The following is a 19,594-nucleotide window of genomic DNA, read 5'->3' as shown; positions in this document are numbered from 1 at the left end:
TATTCCTATAAATTAAATTAATGTTCAACTGCTTCTTCTGCTCCACTAGGAATTCTAATATTTTCTACTAATTCTTGTACATTATGAGGTGGTGCTTTTGTAAATTTCATAATGGTTATGGATACGATAAAATTAAATAACATCGCAATAGTTCCAAACCCTTCTGGCGAAATTCCAAACCACCAGTCCGCTTTTTCTCCACTACCAAACCAACCAAACTTAAATTTGGTCATATAAAACAACATACTCATTATACCTACAATCATACCAGCAATGGCACCTTCTTTATTCATCTTTTTATAAAAAATGCCTAAAATTATAGCAGGAAAAAATGACGCTGCTGCCAACCCAAATGCAAGAGCCACAGTCGCTGCTACAAAACCTGGAGGATTGATTCCGAAATAACCAGCAACACAAACTGCTATAACAGCAGACAAACGCGCCGCAATTAACTCGCCCTTTTCAGAAATATTAGGATTGATTATTTTTTTAATTAAATCGTGAGATACTGACGACGAAATGACCAATAGCAAACCCGCAGCTGTAGATAGCGCTGCGGCCAATGCTCCTGCTGCCACCAAAGCAATAACCCAATTGGGCAATTGGGCAATTTCTGGGTTTGCCAAAACCATAATATCATTATCTACCACCAATTCGTTTTTTGAAGCATCTGCTACGTACTGAATGATACCGTCTTTGTTTTTATCCGTAAACGTAATTAATCCCGTCGTTTCCCATTTTTTGAACCATTCTGGCATATCTGCATAAGGTTGATTGGAAACGGTTTCAATCATATTAGTTCTTGCAAAGACAGAAACTGCTGGTGCTGTGGAATATAAAATCACGATGAGCAATAAGGCTAAACCTGCAGATTTTCTGGCGTCTTTTACACGTTTTACAGTAAAGAATCTTACGATTACATGTGGTAATCCTGCCGTTCCAACCATCAGTGCCAACGTAATCGCAAAAATATCTATTGTTGATTTTGAACCTTCGGTATATTCGCTAAAACCAAGATCAGTGCTTAAACCATCTAATTTATCCAACAAATAAGTCCCCGAGCCATCAGATAACGTACTTCCAAAACCAAGTTGTGGAATCGGATTACCAGTCATTTGTATGGATATAAAAATCGCCGGTACCATAAAGGCAAATATAAGTACGCAGTATTGAGCCACTTGCGTGTAGGTGATACCTTTCATACCTCCTAAGACAGCATAAAATAATACAATGATCATACCTATAATCACACCTGTATTAATATCAACTTCTAAAAAGCGTGAAAACACTAATCCTACTCCTCGCATTTGTCCTGCGACATAAGTAAACGATACTATAAGCGCACAAATAACCCCAACCAAACGCGCGGTATTGGAATAATAGCGATCACCAATAAAATCTGGAACGGTAAATTTGCCAAATTTTCGCAAATAGGGAGCTAAGAGCAATGCCAGAAGTACATAACCACCAGTCCAACCCATAAGATAAACCGCTCCATCATAACCAGCAAATGATATAATACCAGCCATTGAAATAAACGATGCTGCACTCATCCAATCAGCTGCAGTTGCCATACCGTTTGCCAATGGCGACACACCTCCGCCTGCGACATAAAATTCTTTTGTAGAGCCAGCTCTAGACCAAATAGCAATTCCTATGTAGAGCGTGAAGGTGATGCCGACTAAAATGTAAGTCCACGTTTGAACATCTAGATCTGCTATAAGACGTATATTATTCATCATAGCCATGTTTTTTATCGAGATTGTTCATCAACTTTACATATACAAAAATCAGCACAACAAATACATACATAGAACCCTGTTGTGCAAACCAAAAGCCCAATTTAAAACCACCTAGTTTAATAGTATTTAATGCATCTTTAAATAAAATACCTGCACCATAAGATACCGCAAACCATATCGACAATAATATTAATACATATTTAATATTGGCTCGCCAGTACCCTCTAGGATCTTCTTTTGGTTTCATGCTCAGTTTGCTTTAAACGGTTAATATAACTTTTCAATTCTTTTATGACTTTCGGTGCTAATAGAATCGTAGCTGTCATTGTGGGAATGGCCATTAATGCGAATACTCCATCTATAAGATTAATCATCATGCTTAAACTAGTAGTTGCACCAATGAGAATGCTTAAGATGTAAAAATAATTGTAGTAATGTTTTTTATCGTCACCAAACAGAAATGACATACATTTTGTACCGTAATAGGAATAAGAAAACAACGAACTCATACTAAAAACAGCAATACAAAGCAGTAATAAATATTTACCATAGAATGGCATCACATTGGCAAAAGCTGAAGCCGTTAGGCTAACCCCATTATCGGAGGTCGTTTCCCAAACTCCAGTTACTAAAATAGCCAAGGCGGTCAGTGTACAAACAATAAGTGTATCAATAGCAGGGCCGAGCATAGCTACCAAACCTTCTCGAATAGGCTCATCAGTTTTAGCGGCTCCATGTGCCATAGGCGCTGTACCTATACCAGCTTCATTAGAAAACGCACCACGTTTTATTCCATGAAGAATTAACGCCCCTAAAACCCCACCTAAAAACGTATCATCTTTTGGGTAATAGTTAGCTGCAAAAGCATCTGTAAAAATTAATTTGAAATAATACAACAACACATCACTATGCACCACAAGAATAATTATAACCAAGATAAAATACAATGCAACCATACTGGGCACTAAACGCGAAGCAACAGAACCAATTCTTTTAATTCCACCTAAAATCACTAATGCCGTAATACTTACTAAAATTGCACCAATAATTAAATTGGATTGTAAGCCCACCTCTACACCATTCGGAATTAACAAAATATCATTTAACGCTTGTGTAAGCTGATTGACATTAAAAACTGGTAGTGCTCCAATAAGCCCGCAAAAACTGAAAAATATAGCTAAAGGTTTCCAGGATTTTCCTAAACCTTCAACAATAAAATACATTGGACCACCTTGAATTGCGCCTGCAGAATCTTTTCCTCTAAACATAATAGCCAAGGTAGACGTAAAAAATTTGGTGGACATTCCCACCACAGCACTAATCCACATCCAAAAAACAGCTCCAGGACCACCAACGGATATTGCCACAGCAACGCCAGCAATATTGCCCATACCAACTGTTGCAGACAAGGCAGTCGTCAAGGCTTGAAAATGTGAAATCTCACCAGGATCATCAGGATCGTCATATTTTCCTCGAAGCACATTTACAGCATGCCCCAGATATCTAAACGGTAAAAAGTGGGAGCGTATTAATAAATATAAGCCTCCACCAATTAATATAATAAGCAAAGGCAAGCCCCAAGCAAAGGATGAAAAATCCTTGAGTAGTTGATTTAAGAATTCCATAGATTATAAATGTAGTAAATGGATTGAATTTATCGTGAAATGTTTGTAAATAATTTCTTATTGACATTTCAATTCATACGTCTTGCCTACACAAAATATGTCCTTCAACATTCCACTGCTACTCATATAATCATAATTTTAATAACGATTAAATTATTGATTTGAGGCCGCTTTGTAAGACAAATAAATTTAAATCGATTTATATAATTAAAAACCGTACCTTTGCACGCTGAAACTCAGAAATAAAACCTTGTATACCTTTTTGAATGCAAGATTAATTTAATAAGTTTTTAACTCAACAAAAAGAATGAGTTAAATTAGAGTTTCATATTATTCCTCAGGGTGAGGATGTGTTACCTAGAAGTTTAAGTGTTTAGTATGTCGATTCGCTTCTTTTGTAACACCAAAAGCATATAATCGAATACATAAAACTCAAGAATGAGCACATTCCAAGAACTAGGTCTTAATGAAGACCTTCTTAAAGCTATTTCAGATTTAGGTTTTACAGAACCAAGTGAAGTACAAGCAAAAGCAATTCCTATTTTACTAGAAAAAGATAAAGACTTAGTGGCTTTAGCGCAAACTGGTACGGGAAAAACGGCAGCTTTCGGATTTCCGATGTTGCAACAAATCGATATTGATAGTAGAACTACCCAAGGTCTTATCTTATCACCTACGCGCGAACTATGTTTACAAATCACCAACGAACTTAAGCATTATGGTAAATATTACAAAGGCTTAAATGTAACCGCTATATATGGTGGAGCCAGTATTTCTGACCAAGCTAGACAAGTAAAGCGTGGTGCACAAATTATTGTCGCAACTCCAGGACGTATGAAAGATATGATTAGCCGTAATATGGTTGATATTTCAAAAATACAATACAGTGTTCTAGATGAGGCAGATGAGATGTTGAACATGGGATTCTATGAAGATATTACAGACATATTATCTCACACACCAGAAGACAAAAGCACTTGGTTGTTTTCTGCGACGATGCCAAAAGAAGTTTCGAACATTGCAAAAAAATTCATGTTTGACCCTATTGAAATTACAGTAGGAAATAAAAATGAAAGTACGAGCAATGTTTCTCACGAATATTATTTAGTGAACGCAAGAGACCGTTATCAAGCTTTAAAACGTTTGGCTGACGCAAATCCAGATATATTTTCCGTTATCTTCTGTCGTACAAAACGTGATACACAAAAAGTAGCAGAAAAATTGGTTGAAGATGGTTATTCTGCTGGAGCTTTACATGGGGATTTAAGTCAGAATCAACGTGATTTAGTAATGAAATCGTTTAGAAATCAACAAATACAAATGCTGGTAGCAACCGACGTTGCTGCTCGTGGTATTGATGTCGATGATATTACGCATGTTATCAATTACCAATTGCCAGATGAAATTGAAACTTATACACACCGATCTGGTCGTACAGGACGTGCTGGTAAAACAGGGGTTTCTATGGTTATTGTCTCTAAAAGTGAAGTTAGAAAAATTAAAAGTATTGAACGCATTATAAAGAAGCAGTTCGACAAAAAAGAAATTCCGTCGTCTGAGTCTATTGTTGAAGTACAATTAATGTCTTTAGCTAACAAAATTCATAAGACTGAAACCGATCATGAAATTGATAAGCATCTTGAAAATATCAATGAATTATTCGCAGATACGGAAAAAGAGGAGTTAATAAAAAAATTCTTTTCTGTAGAATTTAATCGCTTCTTTAATTATTATCAAAAATCGAAAGATTTAAGCGTAGTAGATTCTCGTGGTAGTGATAGAGATGGAGGTCGTGACTATAATAAGCAATCCAACGATTCTAGATATTTTATAAATGTTGGTAGCAAAGATGGTTTCGATTGGATGAAGTTGAAAGATTTCTTAAAAGAACAATTGGAATTAGGTCGAGATGACGTTTTTAAGGTGGATGTAAAAGAAAGCTTTTCATTCTTTAATACAGAAAAAGGCTTACAAGAAAAAGTATTAGCCTTCTTCACAGATTTTAAACATGAAGGGAGATTTGTTAACGTTGAAGTCAGCGAAGACAAAGGCAGAAGTCGTGGTGGCAGAAGTGGCGGAAGAGGCCGTGGAGGTAACGATAGACGTTCTGGCGGCGGTGGTCGCAGACGCGACGATAAACCTAGAGGAGATAGACGCTCTAGTAGCAGACGTTCTGACGGAGGTTCGGGTAACCGAAGCGACAGACGCAGTAGACGTTCTAATGATAATAGAAATGATAACCAAGAAAGAAAATTCAATGACTCTAAAGGAGACAGACGATCGGAATCTAGTGGATCATCGGACCGACCTAGGCGCTCCCGACGGTAAGTAAATTTCAATTTAAAATAATAAATTCCAATACTGAAGGACTACTTTAGGGTTGGAATTTTTTTTTGCTAACCAAATAAACCAAAGACACTTTGTTAGTTTGGCATTTGGGAAGACTTAAATCTATAATCGGAAAGTACTCGGATCAACTTAGATTATATTGAAAATAGAAGTCTGAGTAAAAAAGTTAATATTTAGTCAAAAATAAACGGGTAATATGTTAAATCCGTTTTGTTTGTTACCTTTACCACGTAACACTATTACATGCGCCAATTATTATTTATTCTGCTATGTTTAACTACGGTTTACAGCTATAGTCAAGACAGTACAACGACCAAAACACCTACCACAGTAAAAGGAACGCTTGTTAGTGCTTCATCGGAACTACCGCTTAGTGAAGCCAATATTGTAAACATCAATTTAGTTGTTGGTACGGCGACCAACACGGATGGTGAGTTTGAAATAAGAGCGAACGTCAACGATACACTACACTTATCATATTTAGGTTATAAATCTATTAGAGTTAGAGTTACTAATGACTGGTTAAAATTTGGAGCAACTGAAATTCAAATGACCGAATTGGCCTTGGCACTTGAAGAGGTGACCGTTAAACAATTAAAATTAACGGGTTATTTAGAAGTAGATATGGAGCAAATTCCTATAACTTCAAACAATCGCTACCGCATTTCTGGTTTATACGGTCAAGGCTACGAAGCTGGAAAACCTAACATTGCCACTAAAGTTTTAGGTGCTATTTTTAACCCTGCAGATTTCTTATACAATATGTTTGGTAGAAAACCGAATGAGATGCATAAGTTAAAAAAGATGAAAGAGGATGATGAGATTAGAAATCAACTAGCTAAGCGTTTCGATCGAGAAATGTTACTCGTTTTACTTCAGGTTACTAAGTACGATTTAGATGAAATTGTTAACCAATGTAACTATTCTAAAGATTTTATAAATACAGCCAATGATCTTCAGATATTAGATGCTATTAGCGAATGCTATGAAGAGTATAAAGTTATTAATCGCAGTAAGGATCGTAATAAAAAGAAAGATTAAAAATTAAACGTTAAATCGTTCTACAATGGCATCATAATCCTTAAGGGTCTTTCCAATCCAGTCAAAACGTTTTTCCATAATTTCCTCTTCCGTTAGTTGCCATTTGATATCCGACTTTCTTAATTGTGCTGTAACATGTTGAAGAATTATAGCAGCAGAAACAGAGATATTAAGACTTTCGGTAAAACCCACCATCGGAATTTTTAAAAAACAATCAGCTTCATCAATTACTTGTTGTGATAAGCCTTCTGTTTCTCTTCCAAAGAAAAAACAGGACTTTTTAGTGATATCAAAATCGATTAATTCACAATCATTAGCATGGGGCGTGGTAGCTACAATCTGATAGCCATTTATTTTTAAATCAGAAATACAATCTTTAACCGAATCAAAACGATTTAAATCTACCCACTTCTGTGCGCCCATAGCTATTTCTCTATCTATATCTTTAGAGTTATCTTCTTCAATAATATTTAATTCTTGAATACCAAAAACATCACAGGTTCGCATTACTGCACTCGTATTGTGTAATTGATATACATCTTCCGTGGCTACGGTAAAATATTTGGTGCGTTGCTTAAGTACTTGTTTGAAGCGTTCTGTTCTATTTTCGGTTAAGAAAGTTTCTAAGTACTCTAGAAGTTTTAGGTTTGCCATGGGCTAAAAATAAAAAAACCTGATGAATTAACTCATCAGGTTTCTTTTTAACTATACAAATTTCTAAAAATTTGATCCTGTATTACCTTGTGCTACAAGTGTATCTAAGTCATCGGCACTTAAATGGACATTTATATAACCATCTACGGTTAATACATCGTCGTAATTAAATGGAGTTTCATCATCGAGCATCGTTACATCTGTAATACTCATTCCCGTTGTTCCGTTTACAGGTTCAAAAGTAAAAATAATGTCACCTGGCGCATCGGCCACGCTTCCGGCGTGTATATGTGCTGGGTGCATACCACCATCTGGAGTACCATCTAATGAAAGTGTTGCAAAAGTTTCACCATTTGCACGTTCTTCAAATTTAGCTGTTCCGCTGATACCATCAACATCTACTGTTGCCAATGGATACGACATCATATTTACTATTTCGTTTTCACCAATGTCACCTTGTGCAACAATAGTTCCTAACTCATCAGCACTTAAATGTACATTTATATACCCATCAAAGTCCAATAATTCATCATATGTAATTGAAGTACCATCATTCAATGTACTGGTCGTTATAGAACTAAAACCTGTAGATCCCTCAACAGTTCCAAGAGTTAAGGCAATATCACCACTTTCTATAGCATTGTTAAAATGTATATGTGCTGGGTGCATACCATCATCTGGAGTTCCATTAATATCTAATTCAATAGTCACGGAATTATCCGAATTTTCTATAAATTTAGCTGTACCAGAAATACTAGGATCCGCCACAGAACCTAATGTATAGGTTTTACTTTCACCAGTTGGTCCATCTAATACTCCACCGTCATCATCATCACTACAATTTGTAAGTGCTACAGAAATAAATAACATTAGAGCTAATTTCATTGTCTTTTTCATAAATTTTTGATTTTTTTGTTATAGCCGCAATCTAGAACAATCACTTAATTTGGTTTTGCTGATTTAAAGTTGATCTTAACGCATTTCAAAAAAAACACTTAATCAATAATTATGAAACATATCGTCGTATTAACAGGAGCTGGAATGAGTGCTGAAAGCGGAATTAAAACATTTAGAGACGCGGATGGTCTTTGGGAAGGCCACAACGTCATGGAAGTCGCCTCTCCCGAAGGTTTTGCTCATAATCCAGAATTGGTTTTAAACTTTTATAACGAAAGACGAAAACAATTAAATGAAGTAGAACCTAACCAAGCCCATAAGGATTTAGCTGCACTTGAAACTGATTATAGAGTCACTATAATTACACAAAATGTAGATGACTTGCATGAACGTGCTGGTAGTTCTGATGTTGTACATCTACATGGCGAATTACGAAAGATAAGAAGTACTGGTAATCCTATTGATATAAAAGATTGGTCAGAAGACCTTAAGCTTGGCGACCTGTGCAACAAGGGTTATCAATTTCGTCCACATATTGTGTGGTTTGGTGAAGCTGTTCCCGAAATTGAAACCGCTGTTAAAATCTGCGATGCAGCCGATATTCTTGTAATCATCGGCACAAGTATGCAAGTCTATCCCGCAGCAGGCTTAATTGATTATGTGCAACCGAATATCCCTATTTATTATATAGATCCGAAACCTGCTATCGAAAGTGGCGGAAAAATTACGGTTATAGCTAAATCGGCTACGGAAGGTCTTAAAGATTTAATAAACATATTAGCATAAGATTTACTAAACTATTATAAAAAAGTAAAATCAAACGCACAGCATCTCATATCGTCCCAGAAATCTCTGCTCCTATTCGACTCCAAGAATATGGTGTTGGAATTTTTGAAGTCTTTCCTACAAAATCAGCTTTAAAGAAAGCCTTAAAAAAAAATTATATTTCTGTTAATGGAGCTGTTGCAACTTCCGCGACGTTTATTAATGGTGGGGAAACTATTACACTGTCTTTGCCAGAAAATGTAATTCCGAAGAAAAGATTTCACTTAAACCTTAAAGTATTATTTGAAGATGATTATTTAGCCGTTATCCATAAACCTACCGGTATTTTAGTCAGCGGTAATCACTTTAAAACTATTGCTAATGCTCTTGTTCAAAATTTACAACAAAGTACATTATCCGATGCCACAAAACCACAACCGGTGCACCGTCTCGATTTTGCAACTACAGGTATTTTATTAGTCGGGAAAACGAGCAGTAGCATAAGAGCATTAAACAGACAATTTAAAAATAAAGAAATCGAAAAGACTTATTTTGCCGTTACCATTGGTAAAATGGTGAATGCAGGTATTATAACTTCGGATGTTGACGATAAACCGTCACAATCAAAATTTAAAGTTGAAACAACTGTTTTATCAAAACGGTTTGAAAAACTAAACTTGGTAAAGTTAAAACCTTTAACAGGACGCCGGCATCAGTTGCGAATTCATTTATCACAACTCGGAAACCCCATTTTAGGCGATAAAGATTATGGTTTTAAAGATTTAATTTTAAACGGAAAAGGGATGTATTTACATGCGTATTCTCTAAAATTTGTACATCCTTTTACAAAGGAAATGATGCTTTTAAAAAGTGAATTACCTCAAAATTTTAGTAAGCTTTTTAGAAACCAATAAGGATATCATACTATTTCTGTTTCATACTTATTTGGATTTGACATTATGAAACTAAAAGATTAAGTTCGTATACCACATCATAACAAAAATAGAATTATGAAATCAATCTTTACAATTTTCGCATTCATATTACTTATGAATATTTCGTTTGCTCAAAAAACCAATCCAAAGTATGATGCAGAATTAGCTACCGAATTAGGCGCAGATGACTACGGAATGAAAACATACGTCTTAGTAATGCTTAAAACGGGAAGTAACGCATCTACTGACCAAGAGCTAAAGAATAATGCCTTTAAAGGTCACATGGACAATATTAAACGATTGGTTGAAGAAAAAAAGCTGATTGTGGCTGGACCACTTATTAAAAACGAAAAATCTTACAGAGGAATTTTTATTTTAGACGTTTCTACACTCGAAGACGCAAACCTTATACTTGAAACTGATCCAGCAATAAAATCAAAATTCTTAAAACCGGAACTTTATCTCTGGTACGGTTCGGCTGCCTTATCAGAATATCTTGACGCATCCGATAAAATATGGAAGGTTGGATTTTGAGTTTTTAAAAATGTGATCAATTTATTTATCGCAGACGTGCTCTAAGTGTTAACTATTCTTAGCCTCAATCCATTTGCTCATATATTTTGTGCTTTGCATTGATTGATGCCTCAATATTTGACCTATGAAATTATTTTTGCGATGGGTTTGTAGGTTTTCGGAAAGCCATTTTATCTGAGAAGTAAACCCGTCTTCAAAAATTAGCCGATTAAAACGTTGATTTAAAATTTGAAAACCGTTTTGTTGTTTTTGTTTCCAAACTTCAGTTCTAGTATATATGGACACGGCTTGTTCGACAAATGCCTCAAGATTATCTTCTATAAATCCATTCGCTTCTAAATTCCCAAACATTCCTTCTGCCGCAATTTCCGTCATTATACAAGGCGTTCCGTTGCGCATCGCATCAACCAATTTACCTTTTAGACCCGCTCCAAATCGCAAGGGAGCCAAACAGATTTTGGCGTTTTGCATCACTTCGTTAGCATCTTTGGCAAAACCTTTAATTAAAAATCCGTTCTGTTTATTATGGAGTTGCGTTATTTTCTGAGATTCGTATGCACCATAAATATGTAATTCTGTCTTGGGCAATTGCTGTCTTATTAACGGCCATATCTTTTGTTTTAAATACAAAATGGCATCGTAATTTGGTGCATGTAAAAAGTTGCCGATAGTGATAAAATGTTCCCTTGCCTCAAAGGTCGGTAACTGCGAAACTTTCTCTTCTTGAATGGGCTCTAATAAAAACGGCAAATAATAAAGTAAGCACAAATCAATATTAAACTCTTCCGATAAAATTTCTATTTCAGCTTCAGAAATAATTAAGCTCAAATCGCAACGATAAATACTTGCAATTTCTCGTTTAGTAATATCGTTTTGAAAATGGTCTCTTGAAAGTTCCTCGTTATGTTTTAAAGCCACTTCCCTAGCCTTTCGTAACCCATGAAAATCTTCGGTGTCTAGAATTCTTATGGCATTAGGGCATTGCTCAGCAACGCGCCAGCCATATTGTTCTTCCGTCATAAACCGGTCAAACAATACCGCATTTGGTTGTAGTTCTTTTATAAATAAATCAAAGGATGAATCGTTTAAACGAATCGATTTTGTTTCAACATTTATTGAATTTAAATCAAATGATTTATCCGACATTTTCGCCGCTGAACAAAAAGTAATAGTATAATTCTGATTTTGAAATTGTTCTACTAATTGTAGTATTCTGCTGCCAGCCGCAGAACCATGAGGCTCTGGCCAAACCAGTCCAATGATAAGTAAATCTTTTTTCATGAAAGGTTCTAAAATTCTAAACACAAAATCTCAAAATGTCTACTCTTAAAAATTTCGATTTAGATCCGATAATTTTCGGAATTGGAATTTATTTTCTTATTGCGGTTCCTCTAAAAACACATATTTTAAACGCACCGTTTTTGCCCAAGAAATTACAGCATTGATTTGCTCTTCAGACAAGTCAGCATCTCCATGTGTCCATGTGTAACTTGGTAATGGCATTTCCTTTTCTTCGACCATTTCAATTAACTCGTCTAGTTTATGATCTTTTTTCTTATCAGAATAATCGTGCCATTTCGAGATGTTGAAATGTCTCTTCCCATCCTCTATATGATCTGCCAACCAATAATTAACAGGTGTGATTTTATCGTACCATGGATAGCGCGTGTGATCGCTATGACAATCATTACAAGTATTTTGCAAAATTAATTTAACTTCTTGTGGTGGTTGAGTATCCGTATAAAAAGCCTCTACAGAAGAGATATCACCATTATTTTTTTCAGGTCCAAAAAACTGAGCAATTATAATAACTATTAAAAGTATAAGGCCTATGGTTTTGAGAATCTTCATTTTTAATTAATTTTATAGCGAATGTTCGGGACTAAAATAATCATTTTCTATTGACAAAAGCAGAACTTTATAAAGAATTAAGTTACGTAAATCATTCGCGTGAAAAACGGTTGAAGTATGCTAATCTTGTAATTGATTACCCAGAATTGATTCCTCCACTTTTAGACATTCTTTTTGGTGTGGATAATGAAAAATCTTGCAGAGCAGCTTGGGTTTTTGAGTTTATGTGTAGCAAGAATATTGAAACTATTATTCCATTTTTAGATGTATTTACTAAGCACATGTCTAAAGTGCATTTAGACTCAGCCGTTAGACCTGTAGCAAAAATATGCGAACTTATAACTAAGACGTATTATGGCAAAGACGATTCTAAAATTAAAGATAGCTTAACCTCAACTCACAAAGAACGACTTATAGAAACGTGTTTTGATTGGATGATTAATGACGAAAAAGTGGCTCCTAAAGCGTATAGTATGGTGAGCTTAAATTTATTAGGCACTGAATTTGATTGGGTACACACAGAATTGGTTATCATTTTAGAGCGCGACTTCCAAATGCAAAGTGCCGCTTTTAAAGCTAGAGCAAGACATATTTTAAAGAAAATAAAAAAAGCTTGAAGGAACAATCGACAAGTCAGGTGAAGGAATCTATTAGTTCTAAAGTTGCACCTTAAACACAATCCAAACGACCAACTTCTAACTATTCTTTTTTTACTAAAATTATGAAGCTGAAGACTATTTTGAGACTCTAAAACTTCCTGTTTCAGAATCAAAAGCAATTAAATCTTTTGGAAAAAGTGAATTGAAAACACCTTGTGAAATTAATTGACATGGAGAATCACAAACCGTTTTATTTTTTTGCATTACAATCATAGTATCGCATAATTGAATTGCCAAATCAATTTCGTGAGATGAAAATAAAATAGTCTTTCCTGTGTCTTTTGTTAATTTTTGAAGCAATTTTAAAATGTAGGCTTTGTGATACATATCGAGATGTGTGGTAGGTTCATCCAAAACAATAATCGAAGTATCTTGTGCCAATGCTCTTGCAATCATTACTTTTTGTAATTGACCATCACTAAGTTCGTAACACTTTTTGTCTTTTAAATCTATAATATTTACTAACTCTAAGGCCTTATTTATGCTAGATAAATCGACGTCAGATAGATTTCCTATCCAGTTGGTATAAGGATGTCTACCTAAAGCCACCAATTCAAATACTGAAAGGTTTTTAGAAATTAATGGTTCAGTTAATACGATACTTAATTGTTTGGCAAGTTCTAAATTTGATATTGAATTTATCGCATTTCCATTAAGTAAAATACCGCCTGATAACCGAGATTGTACATTAATTAATGTTCGCAATAAGGTTGATTTCCCAATTCCATTAGCACCGACCAAACCAATCAATTGTCCTTTTTTCAATTCAAAATTGATGTTTGAAGCCACCACGGTTTCGACCTTTTTGGTTTTGTAACCTATTGCGAGTTGCTCTGTTTTTAGAATGATATGTTTTTGATTTTCTGTCACTAAAACCTTTCTTGTTTTAACTGTTTTAAAAATTACTACAAGATTTTTAAAACCTTGCAGAAAAACGCTGCGTTTCTAACTTTATGCTTCCTACTTCCTAAAACATCATTTTCCGTTGTCTCACCAATAACCAAATAACGACAGGCGCGCCAACCAAAGCTGTAATCGCGTTTATTGGTAAGGTATAATCACTCCCTGGTACTTGGGCTATACTATCGCAAATTAACATGACGATGGCACCAAATAAAAATACGGCTGGTAATAATATTTTATGATTCGAGGTTTTAAAAATCTGACGTGTTAAATGCGGAATCGCCAATCCGATAAATGCAATAGGACCAGCAAAAGCGGTTATAGTTCCTGCAATTAAACTTGTGGCTAAAATAATAATGAATCGACTTTGTTTCAAATTTAAACCCAAACTTTTAGCGTAATTATCTCCAAGCAATAAACTGTTTAGACCTTTTACAGACGCAATACTCAGTAGTAATCCTACAGTGTAAAGTCCGAAGAAAATTAATAATTCTTCCCAAGATAAATTACTGAGACTTCCAAATCCCCAAAAGATGTATTGTTGCAACTGTTCGGCAGAGCTAAAATAAGACAACACACTGACTACGGCCGCGGTTATGCTTCCAAACATTAATCCTATGATGAGAATAGCCATGGTATCCCTTACTTTGCTCGAAACTGCTAAAACCGCCAAAAGCACTAAAAAACTTCCTAAACTAGCCGCAATAACAATGCTCCATTTTGAAATTAAAACGGATGCCAATGCACCACCAAAAAGTCCAGAACCTAAAATTACTATGGCAACACCCAGACTCGCACCAGAACTGATGCCTAAAACGTAAGGACCAGCTAAAGGGTTTCTAAACAAGGTTTGCATTAACAACCCTGAAATTCCTAAACCCGAACCGACCATAATCGCAGTAATGGCTTTCGGTAATCTTATTTTGGTAATTATAAGTTGATAAGTTGTATTTTCGGTGTAGCTAAATAAACCTTCAAAAATTGTAAAAAAAGGTATACTTACTGAACCTAAACTAATATTTAACACCAAACAAAACAGTAAAATGACTGATAGGATAATGAATGAATATGTGTGGTTGGTTTTCATGACCTCTGTTAGATCTCACAAGTATTAACATCTTGTAAGATCTCGTTTATACTATTTTAATTTTTCGAAAAAATAAGGCTCATAACCGTTTAGCAATTCGGGATGTGCAATTTTAATCAAATCCTTTAGGACCAAATCTGGTCTCGCCGTGCCTAATTCGTAGTACAAAACACCGCCCGTTTCACCAGTCGTGTTAGAAAACGTATAAATATTCTTATTTTTAAAAGCGTCGAAATTAGAGTAAAGAGAATTGGCTTTTTCTAACTGTTCTAAACTAGTATAATAAGAAGGACTCAACCATAACTCAGCATCATTGGCTTTGTCTAAAACGGTTTCGAAACTTAGTGCTAAACTACCATTTCCTGTGGTCTCACTCCAAATGTAATTGACGTTGGCATCTTTTAGAAATTGCGCTTCTGCACTAGAACCGTTGGGCAAATACCAAACCTCTTTGTGCATGGCTCCGCTTAATACGGTTGGTCTTTTTTTTGCGCTCTTCGCCATATTTTTTGCTGCTAAATAATCCTTTTCAATTTCGTTAAAAATAGACTCAGCTTCCTTTTCCTTATTAAATAGAACACCAAAAAATTTAATCCATTCTGCTTTTGCTAATGCTGAAGATTCTACCCAATCTCCATTATAAATTACAGGTATGCCCGCTTTTTTAATAGTTTCGAAAGTTTTGTTAACTCCCTCTACTCCAAAACCAATCACCACATCAGGATTTAATTCCAATAACACTTCAGTGTTTATGCCTTCATTTTCCCCTAAATCTCTTACTTTCCCGTTGTCTATTAATTGTCTTGTTTTTTCTGAAGAAATATAGTTTGTGCCAGGAAAACCGACTAAATGTTTTTCAACATCCAATAGTTCTAAAGCTGGAATATGAGTTGTAGATGTAACTACTAAATTTTTAATTTCATCAATTATAAAACCATCGTATTCATCTTTTAAAAAAGTGGTTTTGGCCATATTCTCTTTTGAAATTAAAACATATTTATAGCTTGTATCAGCATTAGGCCAAGGTTTAGTAATATTTAGAACTTTAAAAATACCATTATCATCAACAGAAAATCCCTCCGCATATTTTAATTCTAAGGTTTCAGAAACTGATGTATTGGGCAAGGTTGTTTGAGACTCATTCTTACAAGATAAAAAAAGGAGTATCATTAAAAAGTAAAAAGATGATTTCATTTTTATGCTAAATTATTTATTACGGTTTCAAATGTAATATTATTTAAAGTTTTGAGTGAATCATTAAACAAAATGTTTAATTTTGCGCCGAATTTTGGTTCTAATCGTTAACCGATTGGATTAAAAGGGAATCAGGTGCGAAGATTATAGATTGTAGATTTCAGAATTTCGAATAGTTATTACATCGTAAATCAAAAATTGCAACTCGAAAGTTTTCTAGTCCTGAACTGTTCCCGCAACTGTAAGTTTTATACCCAATTAATTTGGGCATCTCATTTATTGAGTTGTTACACTCTTCAAAACCACTGTTCCGCCAAGGCGAGATGGGAAGGTAAGGTAACAAAAAACGAGTCAGGAGACCTGCCATATTCAACAATGAAATCAAACTTTCGGGATAAAAGTGATTAAGTATGAGACATTTAAACAGCTTTTTTTTATTACTGCTATTTAGTAGCACCGTGCAAGCACAAATCTCTTCAGATTCTATTCAGAAGTTGGATGAAGTGGTGTTAAGTGATGTGAAACTAAAGCGATACGCCAAGGGCTACAAAATTACAGTTTTAAGTGATTCATTACTCAAAAAAAATGGCATCTCATTAACTGACATCTTACGTTTTAACTCCAATATTTATTTTAAAGAGAATGGGTATGGCATGGTGTCATCGCCTTCATTTCGAGGCACGAACGCGTCCCAAACTGCCGTGATATGGAATGGTATTAATATTAATTCGCAGCTTACAGGACAAACTGATTTTAATACTGTAAGTACTACTAATTTTAATAGTATCGACATTCGTTCTGGTGGTGGATCTGTACAATATGGTAGTGGAGCTATTGGTGGAAGTATTCACTTAAACAATTTATTAAATTTCAGCAAACATTTTGATCATACCGTAAAGCTGAGTTATGGAAGTTATGATACTAAGGACGTAAGTTATTTATCGTCTTTTAGTAATGAAAAACTATCCATGAATATTGGATTAAAATATATAGACTCTAAAAATGATTATAAATATCTTAATACAGACCAGCGTAATAAAAACGGAGCTTTTAATAATGGAAGTATAAATGCAAATTTAGGCTATATCTTATCTGATAAAGATGTATTGAAGCTTTATCATCAATCTTTTGTTGGAGAACGTGAATTCTCTGGCACGTTATCCTCTCCTTCGTTAGCGAAATATGAAGATAAAAATTTTAGAACCATGTTAGAATGGTCTCATATCGGAAATTATGCCAGTTCTAAATTAAAAGTAGCTCACTTGCAAGAGCATTTTAAATATTTTGGTAACAAGACAACTAATAATTTTACTTTCGGAAAAGTCAATACGTATGTTATTAATTACACTACAGACATTGATGTCTTAGATAACTTGAAACTAAAACCTATTGTAGCTTACAATTATTTTGAAGGCAGTGGCAGTAGTTTTGGTAAGCCTAACCGAAACGAATTTTCCTCAACAGTTTTGCTACAATACCAACCTAATAAGGCTTGGCAATATGGTTTTAATTTAAGACAAGATGTTACCTCTGGTTTTAGCAGTCCATTGTTGTTTTCATTTGATGTTGCTTATGAAGTTTCAGAAAATTATAAGTTGAAATTAAATGGTTCAAAAAATTACAGAGTACCTACGTTTAATGATTTGTATTGGCAACCAGGTGGTAACTTAAATTTAGACCCAGAAACCTCTTATCAAATAGATTTAGGGCAGGAAATAAAATACAAAAGTGCCAACCTCATACTCAATGCTTTCTATATAAAAACAACTGACCTTATACAATGGACACCTACAAGTTCTGGTTTCTGGAGTCCTCAAAACATTGCTGAAACACAAAATTATGGAGCGGAAGCCACTATGGAATTCTGTTATAAATTAAAAGCGCATGATTTTTTAATACAAGGCAATTATGCTTACACCGTTTCAGAAAATTTAGAAACTAATAACCAATTGATTTATGTACCATATCATAAGGCGAATATCAATTTAGCTTATGCCCACAAGCGTTTATCGCTATTTTTTCAACATTTGTTTACAGGAGAGGTTTATACAACTACAGAAAACATTTCTGGTCCATTTTATAGCGTAGATCCTTACCAAGTAAACAATTTTGGCGCGAGTTACAAAGTATTAAAAACGAACACCCAACAAATAGATTTAAGTTTAAAAGTAAATAATCTATTTAATACCGCTTACGAAAACGTGGCCTTTAGACCAATGCCAGATCGTAATTTTAATTTTCAAATTCAATACAAATTTTAAAACAAGTACAATGAAAAAAATCATTTTATCAATTTTTGCAATGTCATTATTTATCGTTTCATGTTCTAGCGATGATGATGCAACACCTTCTGAACCATTAGGAGCTTATGAAGACGGAATTATAGTTAGTGGTGAAGGAGGTCCTTCTTCTATTTCTTTTATTTCGAACGACTTAATGACTACTGAAAACGAAATTTATTTTAATGTAAATAATGAGGCCACTGGTGTGTATTTACAATCCATAGGTTTTAATGATGACAAGGCTTATATTGTTGTTGATGCTGGTACCATTACAGTAGTTAACCGTTATACCTTCGAAAAATTAGGAACGATTTCAACAGGACTAACGTTACCACGATTCATTGCTTTTGATGGTAACACGGCTTATGTATCAGATTGGGCAGATCCTAACGACACCACAGATGACTATATTGCCGTTGTTGATTTGAGCACTAACTCAGTTACAAGTACAATTCCTGTTTCGGAAGGTCCTGAACAAGTTTTAGAAGAATCTGGTAAAATTTATGTATCTCATAAAGGTGGATATGGAGTTAATAATGTAATTTCTGTAATTAACATCTCTAATAATTTACTTGAAACAATCACGGTTAATGATGTACCAGATGAGATGTTTATAGATGAATCTGGAAATTTATTAGTATTGAGTTCTGGTGCTAATCAGTCTTGGTTAACTCCACCTGTAGAGACTGCAGCATCTATTACAAGAATTGATTTAAGTGATAACTCTATAATTTCTAATCTTGAATTTGCAACTGGAGAACATCCAGGTTTAATGACCTATGATGACGGTATTGCCTATTATATTTTAAACAACAAGGTATACACCTTAGAGGATAATGCTACAAGCTTGCCAACCTCACCTCTATTTGATATCACTACTGGATACGCTTATGGGTTATCTGTTAGAGATAATCAGCTATTTGTAACGGATGGAAACTTTACAGCTAATAGCACTTTACTAATTTATGATATATCTACAGGAACTGAAACCAATAGTTTTAGTGTTGCAATAGGTGCTTCAAAAATATATTTCAATGAATAGTCCGTTTATTTAAAATCACTATAGTTGATATAAT

Annotated in this window: 18 protein-coding genes and 1 riboswitch; of the genes, 8 read left to right on the top strand and 10 right to left on the bottom strand. The window is 34.6% G+C overall.

Annotated features, from left to right (window positions below):
* Positions 1 to 17: 17 nt before the first annotated feature.
* Genes QMA06_RS09890 through QMA06_RS09880 form a run of 3 tightly spaced genes read right to left on the bottom strand, consistent with a single transcriptional unit; the run spans position 18 to position 3,367 of the window.
* On the bottom strand, positions 18 to 1,742 hold the full coding sequence (locus QMA06_RS09890; RefSeq protein WP_290206689.1) for a sodium:solute symporter family protein: 1,725 nt from the start codon (positions 1,740 to 1,742) through the stop codon (positions 18 to 20).
* Complete coding sequence (locus QMA06_RS09885; protein ID WP_290206688.1) at positions 1,732 to 1,989, bottom strand: DUF4212 domain-containing protein; 258 nt, start codon at positions 1,987 to 1,989, stop codon at positions 1,732 to 1,734. The genes QMA06_RS09890 and QMA06_RS09885 overlap by 11 nt, the downstream gene beginning before the upstream one ends.
* Positions 1,967 to 3,367, bottom strand: a complete 1,401-nt coding sequence (locus QMA06_RS09880) for an alanine/glycine:cation symporter family protein (RefSeq protein WP_290206687.1) — start codon at positions 3,365 to 3,367, stop codon at positions 1,967 to 1,969. Before QMA06_RS09880 ends, QMA06_RS09885 begins: the two co-directional genes overlap by 23 nt.
* 438 nt (positions 3,368 to 3,805) lie before the next feature.
* Between QMA06_RS09880 and QMA06_RS09875 the strand changes: the two genes are divergently transcribed.
* Positions 3,806 to 5,695, top strand: a complete 1,890-nt coding sequence (locus QMA06_RS09875; RefSeq protein WP_290206686.1) for a DEAD/DEAH box helicase — start codon at positions 3,806 to 3,808, stop codon at positions 5,693 to 5,695.
* A 264-nt stretch (positions 5,696 to 5,959) separates the two neighbouring features.
* Positions 5,960 to 6,757, top strand: coding sequence for a carboxypeptidase-like regulatory domain-containing protein (locus QMA06_RS09870; RefSeq protein WP_290206685.1), 798 nt, complete (start codon positions 5,960 to 5,962; stop codon positions 6,755 to 6,757).
* Positions 6,758 to 6,760: 3 nt separating this feature from the next.
* Here QMA06_RS09870 and QMA06_RS09865 read toward each other — a convergent pair whose 3' ends face one another.
* On the bottom strand, positions 6,761 to 7,411 hold the full coding sequence (locus QMA06_RS09865) for a TrmH family RNA methyltransferase (protein ID WP_290206684.1): 651 nt from the start codon (positions 7,409 to 7,411) through the stop codon (positions 6,761 to 6,763).
* A 63-nt stretch (positions 7,412 to 7,474) separates the two neighbouring features.
* A complete protein-coding gene (locus QMA06_RS09860) occupies positions 7,475 to 8,308 on the bottom strand; it encodes a hypothetical protein (protein WP_290206683.1) in 834 nt (277 codons plus the stop codon).
* 111 nt (positions 8,309 to 8,419) lie between these two features.
* Here QMA06_RS09860 and QMA06_RS09855 point away from each other — a divergent pair, with 111 nt between their 5' ends.
* The 3 genes from QMA06_RS09855 (at position 8,420) to QMA06_RS09845 (ending at position 10,542) form a co-directional block, all read left to right on the top strand.
* Entirely contained in the window at positions 8,420 to 9,094 is a 675-nt protein-coding gene (locus tag QMA06_RS09855) for an SIR2 family NAD-dependent protein deacylase (RefSeq protein ID WP_290206682.1), read from the top strand.
* A 227-nt stretch (positions 9,095 to 9,321) separates the two neighbouring features.
* Entirely contained in the window at positions 9,322 to 9,987 is a 666-nt protein-coding gene (locus tag QMA06_RS09850; RefSeq protein ID WP_318036599.1) for an RluA family pseudouridine synthase, read from the top strand.
* 96 nt (positions 9,988 to 10,083) lie between these two features.
* Positions 10,084 to 10,542 carry a YciI family protein gene (locus QMA06_RS09845; protein ID WP_290206681.1) on the top strand — a complete coding sequence of 153 codons (459 nt, stop codon included), beginning with the start codon at positions 10,084 to 10,086 and terminating at the stop codon, positions 10,540 to 10,542.
* A gap of 48 nt (positions 10,543 to 10,590) precedes the next feature.
* Here the strand turns inward: QMA06_RS09845 and QMA06_RS09840 are convergent, their stop codons facing one another.
* Both QMA06_RS09840 and QMA06_RS09835 read right to left on the bottom strand, forming a co-directional pair.
* Entirely contained in the window at positions 10,591 to 11,823 is a 1,233-nt protein-coding gene (locus QMA06_RS09840) for a glycosyltransferase (protein ID WP_290206680.1), read from the bottom strand.
* Between the two features lie 96 nt (positions 11,824 to 11,919).
* Positions 11,920 to 12,393, bottom strand: a complete 474-nt coding sequence (locus tag QMA06_RS09835; RefSeq protein WP_290206679.1) for a heme-binding domain-containing protein — start codon at positions 12,391 to 12,393, stop codon at positions 11,920 to 11,922.
* A gap of 50 nt (positions 12,394 to 12,443) precedes the next feature.
* On the opposite strand from QMA06_RS09835, the gene QMA06_RS09830 reads away from it, so the two are divergent.
* On the top strand, positions 12,444 to 13,010 hold the full coding sequence (locus QMA06_RS09830) for an adenylosuccinate lyase (RefSeq protein WP_290206678.1): 567 nt from the start codon (positions 12,444 to 12,446) through the stop codon (positions 13,008 to 13,010).
* 117 nt (positions 13,011 to 13,127) lie between these two features.
* On the opposite strand, the gene QMA06_RS09825 is transcribed toward QMA06_RS09830, so the two are convergent.
* From QMA06_RS09825 to QMA06_RS09815, 3 genes are all read right to left on the bottom strand, one after another.
* The gene (locus QMA06_RS09825; protein WP_290206677.1) at positions 13,128 to 13,922 is read right to left on the bottom strand and encodes an ABC transporter ATP-binding protein; all 795 of its coding nucleotides are present in this window, start codon (positions 13,920 to 13,922) and stop codon (positions 13,128 to 13,130) included.
* 97 nt (positions 13,923 to 14,019) lie between these two features.
* Entirely contained in the window at positions 14,020 to 15,042 is a 1,023-nt protein-coding gene (locus QMA06_RS09820; protein ID WP_290206676.1) for a FecCD family ABC transporter permease, read from the bottom strand.
* Positions 15,043 to 15,093: 51 nt separating this feature from the next.
* Positions 15,094 to 16,236, bottom strand: coding sequence for an ABC transporter substrate-binding protein (locus QMA06_RS09815; RefSeq protein WP_290206675.1), 1,143 nt, complete (start codon positions 16,234 to 16,236; stop codon positions 15,094 to 15,096).
* A 78-nt stretch (positions 16,237 to 16,314) separates the two neighbouring features.
* Positions 16,315 to 16,618, top strand: a riboswitch (cobalamin riboswitch).
* A 28-nt stretch (positions 16,619 to 16,646) separates the two neighbouring features.
* Here QMA06_RS09815 and QMA06_RS09810 point away from each other — a divergent pair.
* Complete coding sequence (locus tag QMA06_RS09810) at positions 16,647 to 18,497, top strand: TonB-dependent receptor plug domain-containing protein (RefSeq protein WP_290206674.1); 1,851 nt, start codon at positions 16,647 to 16,649, stop codon at positions 18,495 to 18,497.
* Positions 18,498 to 18,507: 10 nt separating this feature from the next.
* The gene (locus QMA06_RS09805; RefSeq protein ID WP_290206673.1) at positions 18,508 to 19,560 is read left to right on the top strand and encodes a YncE family protein; all 1,053 of its coding nucleotides are present in this window, start codon (positions 18,508 to 18,510) and stop codon (positions 19,558 to 19,560) included.
* Positions 19,561 to 19,594 lie beyond the last annotated feature (34 nt).

Origin of the sequence: Winogradskyella bathintestinalis (assembly GCF_030407435.1) — a bacterium.
Classification (GTDB): Bacteria; Bacteroidota; Bacteroidia; order Flavobacteriales; family Flavobacteriaceae; genus Winogradskyella; species Winogradskyella bathintestinalis.
The sequence above is the reverse complement of the archived record's forward strand: the minus strand, read 5'-3'. Positions and strand labels throughout refer to the sequence as shown.